This is a genomic window from Lactiplantibacillus dongliensis (genome assembly GCF_005405105.1).
GTDB lineage: Bacteria > Bacillota > Bacilli > Lactobacillales > Lactobacillaceae > Lactiplantibacillus > Lactiplantibacillus dongliensis.
Genome location: NZ_BJDK01000013.1, coordinates 38635 through 50220 on the forward strand (window position 1 = coordinate 38635; position 11586 = coordinate 50220).

The 11586-nt window shown below is 44.4% G+C and carries 11 protein-coding genes; 2 read left to right on the forward strand and 9 right to left on the reverse strand.

Annotated features, from left to right (window positions below):
• Positions 1-256 precede the first annotated feature (256 nt).
• Together FFM80_RS06370 and FFM80_RS06375 are read left to right on the forward strand one after the other, a co-directional pair.
• Positions 257-1120 (forward strand): helix-turn-helix domain-containing protein, encoded by an 864-nt coding sequence (locus tag FFM80_RS06370; RefSeq protein WP_137640048.1) that lies wholly within the window; start codon positions 257-259, stop codon positions 1118-1120.
• A gap of 90 nt (positions 1121-1210) precedes the next feature.
• Positions 1211-1861 carry an O-antigen ligase family protein gene (locus FFM80_RS06375; RefSeq protein ID WP_171001048.1) on the forward strand — a complete coding sequence of 217 codons (651 nt, stop codon included), beginning with the start codon at positions 1211-1213 and terminating at the stop codon, positions 1859-1861.
• 59 nt (positions 1862-1920) lie between these two features.
• Here the strand turns inward: FFM80_RS06375 and rpoD are convergent, their stop codons facing one another.
• The 9 genes from rpoD to ybeY form a co-directional block, all read right to left on the reverse strand.
• Positions 1921-3030, reverse strand: a complete 1110-nt coding sequence (gene rpoD / locus FFM80_RS06380) for an RNA polymerase sigma factor RpoD (protein ID WP_137634061.1) — start codon at positions 3028-3030, stop codon at positions 1921-1923.
• A gap of 14 nt (positions 3031-3044) precedes the next feature.
• Positions 3045-4955, reverse strand: a complete 1911-nt coding sequence (gene dnaG, locus FFM80_RS06385) for a DNA primase (RefSeq protein ID WP_137640050.1) — start codon at positions 4953-4955, stop codon at positions 3045-3047.
• A 274-nt stretch (positions 4956-5229) separates the two neighbouring features.
• The gene (locus tag FFM80_RS06390) at positions 5230-5595 is read right to left on the reverse strand and encodes a hypothetical protein (protein ID WP_137640051.1); all 366 of its coding nucleotides are present in this window, start codon (positions 5593-5595) and stop codon (positions 5230-5232) included.
• A 113-nt stretch (positions 5596-5708) separates the two neighbouring features.
• Positions 5709-7790 carry a glycine--tRNA ligase subunit beta gene (glyS, locus tag FFM80_RS06395; protein WP_137640052.1) on the reverse strand — a complete coding sequence of 694 codons (2082 nt, stop codon included), beginning with the start codon at positions 7788-7790 and terminating at the stop codon, positions 5709-5711.
• Complete coding sequence (gene glyQ, locus FFM80_RS06400) at positions 7790-8689, reverse strand: glycine--tRNA ligase subunit alpha (RefSeq protein WP_137634057.1); 900 nt, start codon at positions 8687-8689, stop codon at positions 7790-7792. The genes glyS and glyQ overlap by 1 nt, the downstream gene beginning before the upstream one ends.
• A gap of 284 nt (positions 8690-8973) precedes the next feature.
• The gene (gene recO, locus FFM80_RS06405) at positions 8974-9765 is read right to left on the reverse strand and encodes a DNA repair protein RecO (protein WP_137640053.1); all 792 of its coding nucleotides are present in this window, start codon (positions 9763-9765) and stop codon (positions 8974-8976) included.
• A gap of 17 nt (positions 9766-9782) precedes the next feature.
• Positions 9783-10688 carry a GTPase Era gene (era, locus tag FFM80_RS06410; RefSeq protein ID WP_137640054.1) on the reverse strand — a complete coding sequence of 302 codons (906 nt, stop codon included), beginning with the start codon at positions 10686-10688 and terminating at the stop codon, positions 9783-9785.
• 17 nt (positions 10689-10705) lie between these two features.
• The gene (locus FFM80_RS06415; protein WP_137640087.1) at positions 10706-11116 is read right to left on the reverse strand and encodes a diacylglycerol kinase family protein; all 411 of its coding nucleotides are present in this window, start codon (positions 11114-11116) and stop codon (positions 10706-10708) included.
• Complete coding sequence (gene ybeY, locus FFM80_RS06420) at positions 11100-11579, reverse strand: rRNA maturation RNase YbeY (protein ID WP_137640055.1); 480 nt, start codon at positions 11577-11579, stop codon at positions 11100-11102. Before ybeY ends, FFM80_RS06415 begins: the two co-directional genes overlap by 17 nt.
• Between the last annotated feature and the right edge of the window lie 7 nt (positions 11580-11586).

The window sequence follows — 11586 nt, forward strand, 5'->3', positions numbered from 1 at the left end:
CGACATAACCCCTTTTTATTTATGGTCCCAATTTGATTTTAAATTGAACTTAACTTTGGCTAATTTCAATCATTTTAACTGCTTTCATTTTAACATGCTTAGAAAGCGATTAACGCTAGTAAACGACTTATTTTTTATTTTTCGCTGACTAATGACGTTGTTTGCGTAGCTGTTGCGGTAAAGGAGGCACTTCCATGACGTTACCAGCCAGTCAACTTGGCCGGATCAATTTAGAACCAAGAAGGGATGTTTTAGCATGATCAAATCCGAATTAGCCGCAATCTTGACCGAACGCCAGCTCAGCATTACCGAACTAGCCCAGCAAACGGGTATCGATCACCAAATATTGAGCCAACTGGCCAATAATCAGGCCCAACAGCTCAACTTGCAACAATTAAATACGTTAGCACGCACGTTGGAACTGGAACTAGACGATTTGCTCACCCTAATCCCTGACCAAGAATTATTAGTCGTCTTGACTTCACTCAACCGCACCACTAAACAATTTCAAGGCCAACTTAAATTTATTGACCACGATTGTCACCAGACCGCGATACTCCCGCTAACCGGTTGCTATGAGCAAACGGGGCTACTAACCACTTTTCTGATTAATGATACCTTTGACACCACCCAATCAGCTGATAAGCTTCGGACCCGCTTAGAAAAACTGCAAGCAGCCAATCCTAGTCCGCTGACTGAACAACAAGCCCAAGCCGCTGAAAACTTTCCGGCCGATTTAATCTGGCTACAATCCCATGATGAACCCACTAATGAAGCAGATTTAGACCGATTCTTTCAGATCAATAGTTTATTGGCTGCTGCTCGGTATACTGATCTAAAATTAATCTTGAAACCATTGGCCATGGGATTGATTGCAGCGTTTTATAATCACCCAGCCGAAGTCCTCGGTCCCCCGACCATGGCGCAATTACAATGGGGTGAAACGACCGGTTTTCGACTGTTTAACTGCCACCTTTTAGCCAGCCCCGAAGCCTTGGCTCAAGCCGGGTTAAACCGGCGACAAACCCAAGTTCAACAACAGCGGGCCCAACCCGTGAATTATACTAACTTAGAATTTGTGGATTACTTTTTTGGCGCGGATAACGGTTTGAGCAACTAAAGCTGCTGCGCACACTGATACTTGCAACTCGCTGGGGCAAGTTAAAGATAACAATTCACTACTTGCTGCTTATTGTTGATTGCCCTAGCCGTGGCATTAGCCCAAATTGACGAGCACATTTACGCAACCACTTGGCTTAATTGGGGCTTAGTCGCTTTAATCATCCTCGGTATTTACCAGACCCAATCACGGACTGGCTTAATCCTGATGCTACTACTGATTTTAGGGACCAGCTTTTCCTTGAATTGGCGCCATCTTTTATGGTTAATCGGCGGTGCCGGTAGTTTCTGCTGGTTCGGACTAGCTTGGGCGCCACGCAGCTATTCCTGGGCGACTGGTTGGACTGCCCGCGTAGCAATTTGGCAGCATAGTCTCCAAGTCTTTGCTACCGCCCCATGGCTTGGCGTCTCATATTTTGGCTTTGCCCCGCGATATTTAAGCTTAACCGGCCATTACGTGCCACATGCCCATAATCTTTTCATTATGATCTTAGCTTCGTTTGGCGGCTTAAGCGGTCTCGGCTTAGCTAGTTTAATCATCATCAACAGTTGGCAGTTGATTCGGCTTACACACTCCCAGCTACCCAATCAACACTACTTTGCATTACTCCTACCCGTCATTTTAGCGTATGGCAGCAGTGACTTTGTCTTGTCATCCCTGCAAGTCTTGATCATCGTGCTACTCGTCATGGCTCATTGGTGGCAGGCTCAACCGGCTATCCCACTTCAAACCAACACCTAACCACTAAAAAACGGCCGCTAGCGAGCATTTGCTCAACTAGCGACCGTTTTTGGTGACACTTATTCCAAGAAATCTTTTAATTGTTTACTACGTGATGGGTGCCGTAACTTCCGTAACGCCTTGGCTTCGATTTGACGAATCCGTTCCCGCGTAACCCCGAAGACTTTCCCAACTTCTTCCAAAGTCCGGGTCCGACCATCGTCCAAACCAAACCGCAACCGCAAGACGTTTTCTTCCCGATCCGTTAAGGTATCGAGCACGCCTTCCAATTGTTCTTTCAGCAATTCATACGCTGCTGCATCGGCTGGTGACGTCGCATCTTGGTCTTCAATAAAGTCCCCTAAATGAGAATCATCCTCTTCACCAATTGGGGTTTCCAACGATACGGGTTCTTGCGCAATCTTCAAGATTTCGCGCACCTTTTCCGTTGGCATATCCATTTCCGCCCCGATTTCTTCAGGGGTTGGTTCCCGGCCTAAATCTTGCAATAATTGGCGTTGAATCCGGATCAACTTGTTAATGGTTTCAACCATATGAACCGGAATCCGAATCGTCCGTGCTTGGTCCGCAATGGCCCGCGTAATCGCTTGCCGAATCCACCAAGTGGCATAAGTTGAGAACTTAAACCCCTTGCGATAATCAAACTTTTCAACGGCCTTCATTAACCCCATGTTACCTTCTTGGATTAAATCAAGGAATTGCATCCCCCGACCGACATAACGCTTAGCGATCGACACCACCAAACGCAAGTTAGCTTCTGCCAATTCTTGCTTAGCAGACTCGTCGCCTTGTTCGATCCGTAACGCCAAGGCCACTTCTTCGTCCGCGGTCAATAAGTCAACGCGCCCGATTTCTTTCAAGTACATCCGCACAGGATCATTAATCTTAATCCCAGTGGCGGAACCAGCACTCTTTAATTCTTTCTTCGTGACGGTCTTGACACTCTTAACGGCCCGCGCATCTGGATCACCGTTTTCATCAACGACACTGATCCCAGCATCCTCAATTTTTTGTAATAACTTATCAATACCCTTAGCATCTAGTTTATAAGGTGCTGCCAATTTGTCAGATAGTTCATCATACTTGATACTACCAGACTTTTTATAACTCTTAATTAACGCTTTAACGGCTTTGTTATATTCCGTTGTCGTTGTTTTTGCTTTTGCCATAAAGTTGTAGCCTCCTATAAGCTGTCAGCTTGTTGTACCTGCTGTTGTTGACGATATAATTCAATTAGTTCCAGCGTCAATTGCTGGACTAAATCATGATTACCCAATTGTTTAGCGGCCGTTAATTCGGCCTTTTTACCCTTAATTTGTTCCGCGACCGGATGCTGATTCATAATGACATTGACCAGATCCGCCACTTCTTCACGCGAGGTTTCCTGCGCAACATCCATAAATTCCAAGCTGGTGACCACTTGTTTTAACTGATTATCGGTCATAAAATCGGTAAAGTTGGCTAAATCAAAATGCGCATGCGTATTAAAATAAGCCTCGGCGTCTGCCAAGATGTTTTGATACTGATCATGCACGAAGTGAAAATCCGCTAACGCCATGACGCGCAACCAAACATCATGATCGTGTAATAAGCGATACAGTAATAGTCGTTCCGCCCGTTCAACACGACTTAACGGCGCCGCATTGGTCGTGGCACCCATTGTTGCCATCGTCTCCGTTGGGGGTGGCGGGGCCATCATGGTCACCCCGCCATCATCAACTGGTGGTGGACCAACTGGGGCCGCGGGTCGTTTGGTCGGCTGCCGATGAACCGTCTGGCGACCGACTAGCGACCGTAATTGTTGCCGTAAATCATCCTTATTTAAGCCAAACTCTTGTACCAGTTGATTCAAATATAAGTCTTGTTCGACATTGGAAGAGAGTTGCGACAGCTGTTGTAAAACGGCTTCTAAATAAGTTAACTGATCCTGCGTATTTTGTAAATTCAAATCATGACGTAAATACTGCATTTCAAAAGCCGTGGGTGTCTGCTGACCATCCTCAAAGACCTGCTGAAACTTTTCTGAGCCAGCTGATCGTAAGTATTCATCCGGATCCATCCCATCAGGCATCTGAATCACATTTAAATTCAGTCGACTGTTATCACCGAGTAGCTTAAGCGCGCGATCCGTTGCCTTTTGACCAGGGGTATCACTGTCATAACAAATCGACAAGTGATCCGTCACCCGCTCGAGCATATAAATCTGCTCATTCGTTAAACTCGTCCCCATGGAAGCCACACCGTTTTGAATGCCAGCGCGATAAGCCGCAATCACATCCATGAACCCTTCAAATAAGACAACTGCCTTTTTCTGGCGAATTGCCCCCCTTGCCAAGTCAAAGTTAAATAAGACGGACCGTTTATTGAAAAGTTTGGTTTCTGGACTGTTTAAATATTTAGGTTCATCTGGCGACTTTTTCAAGATACGTCCTGAAAAAGCGATCACCCGACCACTGGCGTCTTTAATTGGGAATAATACCCGGTCAACAAACCGATCCCGTAATTCACCGGCTTGGTTCTCAATAAATAATCCCGACTGACGTAAAAGTTGATAATCAATCTGGTGAGCTTTAAAAAAGTCTAATAATAACTGATTCTTAGGAGCATACCCAATTCCAAACGTCGCAATCGTGTCATCATCTAACCCACGTTCATGCAAATACGCTAACGCGGGTTCACCTAATTCTGTATTAACTAAAATATGTTGATACATCTTAGCACTGTCCGCATAAAGAGCTAACAAATCACTTTGAACTTGATCCTTAGGTGCGGCAGGTTGGGATTGTGCGGTATAACTTGCCGGTAAATCCACATGGCCAAACTCCGCGACTTTCGCAACCGCTTCTGGAAAGCTAAGGTTTTCCAAGTCCATAATGAATGAAAAGACATTACCGCCCCGACCACAACTGAAACAATGAAAAATTTGTTTTTGTTCATTAACTGAAAATGACGGCGTCCGTTCCTCATGAAACGGACATAAGCCAAATAGGTTTTTACCGGCCTTCTTCAGCTGCACATATTGACCAACAAAATCCGCAATATTCACTGCGGATCGAATTTGATCGACCTTTTCTTCCGGGATCAAATTGGCCACTTTGCCACCCCATTTCATAAGTAATCGACTGACAAAATCACAAAAATTCGCGTAGCCTTGAAAAGCCGCATCACGAAAACGAGATGCGACTATTAGCGTGCGAATTTCTACAAAATATATCTTACCACAAGTTTGACAGGTGTGCAATAATAAGTCTTGCTTATTAGACACTTTTGTCAAGTTTGTCACAATTTAAGCTGAAATACTCGTGGATTGGCGGGTAATGACTCGTTCATTAACGGTTATGCGACACGCCCAGCCTCACATGTAACGACTAACGAATTCTAGTCTCAATAATAAACTCAATCGTCTCAATCAATTCCATAATTGGCAGCAAATAAACCCAGAAAATAAAATACCAGAACGCTTCATTAAAATTAACAATATCAAATAAAGTGACCCCAAGTAGTGCCAGACAGCAGCCTAACAATACTAGTGCTAAGAGTCGTCTGAGGCCCCGAGTTCGGACCAAAAATGACCACACCAAGCACCCCAACAATAGCCCACAAATCACGTAACCAGTTAATTGATGATCATCTAACTTAAATCCTGTGTGGACGCCACTGGCATAATAAAGTGCCGCCACATAGATCCCCCCATAGACAGCCGCAATCCCTTGAATCCAGCGATATTTTTTCATCTTAACCAAGCTTCCTTTACCGCTAATCCAGCTTAGTACTAATACAAAAAGAGCACCAAACCAGTCACACAATCATGACTAATTTGATGCTCTTAAGTTTACATCATTGGCACTTATTTAACGACTAATTGGTTCAAGTCACCCATGACATTTGCCATGCGGGCAATCTTAATCAATTGCTTCAAATGATTGTTACGAACTTTTTCGTCTTTACTCATGACCATCGTCTGGTCAAAGTAATCAGCGATCAATGGCCGTAAACTAGCCAACGCCTTAAAACGATCATTCATATCGAGCGCTGGGGTTAACTTCGTTTCAAGCTCATTCACCGCATCATAAAGTTTTTGTTCCGCATCATTTTCAAATAATGCTGGATCAACCGTCAAATCACGCGTGTCCAGATCAGCTTTAGCCGTGATCCGTAATAACCGGGTCAAGGCTTCAATGGTGTCTCGGAATTCAGGATCATCCTGATGCGCATTTAACACATCTGCTGCCTTGAACATTTCACGAATATCTTGCCGACTGCCCTTAATAACGGTGTCAACAATGTCATAACGCAACTGCTTGTTACTGAACCATTGCTTAACCCGATCGGTTAAGAAAGCTGCCACTGGCTTGGTTTGCTTAGCAAAGTCTAAGTTGAACGTGGCCCCGTTAGCTTGCAAGACTTGTTGAATATCGGTTTCAAATTGACCGATTGGGAAGTCCCAGCCTTGATCACGGACAATTCGAACAATCCCAAAGGCTTGACGACGTAAGGCAAACGGATCGTTAGACCCACTTGGGGTTAAGCCAACTGCAAAGAAGCTCGTAATCGAATCAAGCTTATCAGCGACTGCTAAGACAGCGCCAACTTTCGATTGTGGCAAGGCCCCATCTGCACTAGTTGGCATATAATGTTCGCGAATCGCTTGGGCAACGACGGGATCTTCACCCTTCAAGATGGCATACTTCTCACCCATCACACCTTGGAGTTCAGGGAATTCGCCGACCATCCCCGTGACCAAATCAAACTTGTAGATTTGAGCCGCACGATGGAGTTGATTCTTTTCGGTTTCAGTTAACCCAAACCGATCAGCTAACAGACCACCGATATACATGACCCGTTGCATCTTTTCGTACATCGTCCCAATCTTATCATGGAAGCTGACCTTTTTAAGGCGTTCCACATAAGCTTGAATGGAGTGTTGCTGATCTTCATGGAAGAAGAAGGCCGCATCTTCCAACCGAGCTGTCAACACTTTTTGGTTACCCAGAATCACGTTCTTTAAGTTTTCCGTATTCCCGTTACGCACGGAAACGAAGTGTGGCAACAAGTTGTCATCAGCATCGGTCACGTAGAAGAACCGTTGATGGTCACGCATTGACGTAATCAAGACTTCATCTGGAATTGGCAAGTACTTAGTGTCGAAATCCCCCGCAAACGCCGTTGGATATTCAACTAAGTTATTAACTTCTTCCAATAAGTCTTCGTTAACGACAATCTGCCATTGATGTTCTTTAGCTAAGGCGTCAATTTGGGTGCGAATCTTGGCCTTCCGTTTGGCAGCATCAGCAATCACGAATTCTTTTGCTAGATCAGCTTCATAATCCGTCGCGTTTTTGATTTCGACAGCATGGCCTAAGAAACGATGACCGCGAGTTGTCCGACCGGCTTTGACATCTAAGATTTCGATTGGGATAATCTCATCATCTAATAAGGAAACTAACCACCGAATTGGCCGAATGTATTTAAAGCTAAACGTTGACCACTTCATCATCGTGGGGAAGTTCATCTTCGTGATAACGTCCTTGACGCCTGCTAAAACGTCTTTAGCGGGTTTACCAGCTGTAAACGTTTGAACAAATACGTAGGGCGTCCCTTTGATTTCCTTAAAGACAATATCATCCGTTGAAGCGCCTTGACCCTTAGAAAATCCGACAGCTGCTTTCGTCCAGTTACCATCCGCGTCTTGAGCGATTTTCTTAGCTGGTCCCCGAACTTCCTTTTTAACATCAGCTTGCTTATCAGCTAAGCCTTCAACTTGCAACGTCAACCGGCGTGGCGTTGAAAAAGTTTTAATCTGGTCGAAAGTTAAGCGTTCGTCTTTGAGAAATTTTGCCATTCGTTCTTTTAATTGCAAAATACTAGGAGTGACGACGTGCGCCGGCATTTCTTCCAAACCGATTTCTAATAAATAAGTTTTAGCCATTATTTCGTTTCCTCCTGCGCATGTTTGAGTAATGGAAAGCCGCGTTTTTCACGTTGTGCCACAAATTCTTTTGCAATCGACTTAGCCATATTACGGATACGGTCCAAATAGCCGGCCCGTTCCGTCACGGAAACCATTCCCCGAGCATCCATCAAGTTAAAGGTATGGCTACACTTCAAACAATAGTCATAAGCTGGGTGAACTAAGCCGTTCTTGATTTGCTTTTTAGCTTCTTTTTCATATTCATCAAACAACATTAATAATAAGTCTTCGTTGCTATCTTCAAAGGCATACTTTGAGTTTTCAAATTCGGGTTCCAAGAAGATGTCGCCATACTTAACGCCATCGCCCCATTCCAAATCAAAGACCGAGTTAACATCTTGGATATAAGATGATAACCGTTCCAAACCATAGGTAATCTCTGAAGTAACTGGATCAACTTCCAGACCACCCACTTGTTGGAAGTAGGTAAATTGACTAATTTCCATCCCGTCTAGCCAAACTTCCCAACCAACACCGGCACAACCCATTGAAGGATTTTCCCAGTTATCTTCGACAAATCGAATATCATGTTCAAGGGGGTTAATGCCTAATTTTTCCAAACTTTGTAAATATAAGTCTTGGATGTTTTCAGGTGACGGCTTCATAACCACTTGGAACTGATGATGTTGGTACAACCGGTTAGGATTTTCACCATACCGACCATCAGCTGGGCGCCGTGAAGGTTCGACATACGCCGCGTTCCAAGGTTCAGGACCGATAGCACGTAAGAACGTATATGGACTCATCGTCCCGGCCCCTTTTTCTGTATCATAAGATTGCATTAACATACAACCTTGATCTGACCAAAACTCTTGCAAGGTTAAAATAATCTCTTGCACTGATAACTTTTTGCTCATTGTCTGCCTCCCAAAATTTGTGACTGAATCGGCTTTTGCCCACAAAAAAAGTCCCCTGCCATTCCAAAAGAATGACATAGGGACGATTGATTTCGCGGTTCCACCCTACTTCTGAGTAACCTCAGCAGCTTAATTAATCTTCAAAGCTCCGAGAGCGCCAATTATAATCGCTTCTGACCATTTCTCACTCACTAGGCCTCACTGGATACCACGACGTATAATTTTCTCTCATCAACACTTAACTATTCAGTTCTTCATCATCATAGCCGACTGTTACTAGTTTGTCAATCATCATCGGTCTGCCGGGGTTTTAATGGTTGATACCAACTCCCCATCTGATCAATAAACCGTTTAGACTTTAGATGTATCCCGACTGAATTATCATAGATTTCATCTAAAATTCGCCGCAATTGTTGCGCCGTCGTTTTTTTAACCGTCATCGAATGTACCTTACTCAAGTTCAACACTGAGAACTTCCGCAAGTAAAAGATGGCCGCTTGACTAGCATGCAGCCGGTGCGGATCTAGATGCCAGTGTTGCTGACACAATAGTCCCCCATAACTTTCCGAGTAATCTAACGGCAAGTCTTGCCGACCACACACGGCACACCAGCGCAGTTCCGGCGCAACCCCGAACGCGCCTAGTAATTGAATTTCAACCACATTAGCGACCAGTGCGGGGGCAACACGCTGATCAATCAGCTGCAACGCGCTGGTAATCTGTTGATACCAACGCCCCACCGGCTGATTGTCCGGGTAAGCCACATCAATCAGATTCATGATATACGTCGCATAAGCATTCAACTCAATATCTTGACTAATCTGCTCAAAATACTGTACTGATTTGACACTATTGATATAAGACAAGCCCTGATCCCGCAAGTCACCAACGTATTCACCCATCGTAAACGGCAACAACTCGGCCGCCATTTTAAACCCGCGCCGACGGGCACCACGAATAAAAAACATTTTTTTACCATATTCCGCGGTCAAAAATTTAATCAGCATATCGCGTTCACGATAATCGCGCCGATACAATAAAATACCGTTAAAGTTAGTGATCGTTTGTTGGGCCATTTAATCACCTAACGATTCTAATAATCATCTTGCCGATAGCCATAACTAGCTAACAGGTTTTCCCGATCTTTCCAGTTTTCTTGCACTTTGACCCATAATTCCAAGTAGACCTTATCACCAAGCAAACGTTCAATATCCCGGCGAGCCATTGACCCAATCCGTTTTAACATACTGCCACCCTTACCAATGATAATTCCTTTTTGTGACGACCGTTCAATAATAATCGTCGCTTGAATATGAATCTTCTCTTCATCTTGACGTTTGATCGAATCAATCACCACAGCAGTTGAATGTGGAACTTCTTGCCGGGTTAAGTCTAAGACCTTTTCACGAATCAATTCAGAAATAATGAAGCGTTCTGGATGATCCGTAATCTGATCAGCAGGATAATATTGTGGTCCTGCAGGCAATTTCGACTTCAAGGTTGCCACCAATTCATCAACATTATTACCTTCTAAAGCTGAGATTGGATAAACATCGGCCCACGAAATGGCATCCTTATACTGATCCATAATTTCTAACAACCGGTCAGGATGAATCTGGTCAATCTTATTAATGACCAAATAAATCGGCTTGTTAACTGCCTTAAGCCGTTCAATAATGAAGTTATCACCCGCACCACGACGTTCGTCCGCGTTGATCATAAAGAGCACCGCATCGACTTCGCCCAACGTTGACAAGGCCGACTTCACCATAAAATCACCTAAGCGACTGTGTGGTTTATGAATCCCAGGTGTATCGATAAAGACCATTTGCGTGTCTTTAGTGGTATAAATTCCTTGAATCCGGTTACGGGTCGTTTGGGCCTTATCGGACATAATGGCCACTTTTTGACCCACAATGCGGTTCAACAACGTGGATTTACCAACGTTAGGCCGACCGATAATTGCCACGAAGCCGGAATGAAACTCTGTATTTGCCATAATTTATTCCCTTTCTACTACCTTGTTAACACAAACTGCCAGATTTTAGGTACGAATAAGATCAACCCAACTAGTACCGCAAATGCCGCTGCAAATACAACGGCGCCAGCAGCTATATCTTTAACCTTTTTGGCTAACGGATGATAATGTGGTCCGGTTACCAGATCACAGATATTCTCCGCAATCGTATTATTGATCTCACAAAGCATCACCATAAAGATGGCCAAGCACAACCATAACCATTCACTCGTTGTCAATTGGAAGTACCAGCCGGCTAGTAACGCCACTACCCCCAAAACAAGGTGGGTCTGCATATTGCGCTCTTCTTTAACCACCGTTTTCAAACCGGACCAAGCATGTTGCCAAGACTGCCAAAATGAATGGTTCTTTTCGATTTGTGGTTTATTTGATTTATTTTGCGAGTCCATAGTCATCTAAAATCTTCCTTTGTAACCCAAACATTTCTTGCTCATCCGCTGGTTGCAGGTGGTCGTAGCCGTTCAAGTGCAAAAAGCCATGGACGACTAAATAACCTAACTCCCGTTCACGCGAGTGTTGTAAGAATTGGGCTTGTTCGTCAACCTTATCAACTGAAATCATGATATCCCCTAAGTTTAACGGCATTTCTGCGGCCATCTCTGGGTCCATCACAATCACATCATCGGCGTCATCATCATGCATGGCAAAACTAATCACGTCGGTGGGCCGGTCAACGCCCCGGTACTGCTCATTAATTTTTTGAATCTCATCATTGTTCATTAACGTTACTGAAACTTCGGTATCATCACGAAGCTTCAACTCTTGCCCCGCTGCCGCAATCAAATCCCGAATCAATTGTAAGTCAGCTGCCGCAGCACCGGCGGCCGTTTGATCATATAATTCTAAGTCCATAACTGCC

Bases quoted from the DNA above. Each gene is read 5' to 3' on its own strand.
- ybeY (WP_137640055.1), bottom strand. From the start codon at position 11,579: ATGGACTTAGAATTATATGATCAAACGGCCGCCGGTGCTGCGGCAGCT.
- FFM80_RS06370 (WP_137640048.1), top strand. From the start codon at position 257: ATGATCAAATCCGAATTAGCCGCAATCTTGACCGAACGCCAGCTCAGC.
- era (WP_137640054.1), bottom strand. From the start codon at position 10,688: ATGGCAAATACAGAGTTTCATTCCGGCTTCGTGGCAATTATCGGTCGG.
- FFM80_RS06390 (WP_137640051.1), bottom strand. From the start codon at position 5,595: ATGAAAAAATATCGCTGGATTCAAGGGATTGCGGCTGTCTATGGGGGG.
- glyQ (WP_137634057.1), bottom strand. From the start codon at position 8,689: ATGAGCAAAAAGTTATCAGTGCAAGAGATTATTTTAACCTTGCAAGAG.
- recO (WP_137640053.1), bottom strand. From the start codon at position 9,765: ATGGCCCAACAAACGATCACTAACTTTAACGGTATTTTATTGTATCGG.
- rpoD (WP_137634061.1), bottom strand. From the start codon at position 3,030: ATGGCAAAAGCAAAAACAACGACAACGGAATATAACAAAGCCGTTAAA.
- glyS (WP_137640052.1), bottom strand. From the start codon at position 7,790: ATGGCTAAAACTTATTTATTAGAAATCGGTTTGGAAGAAATGCCGGCG.
- FFM80_RS06415 (WP_137640087.1), bottom strand. From the start codon at position 11,116: ATGGACTCGCAAAATAAATCAAATAAACCACAAATCGAAAAGAACCAT.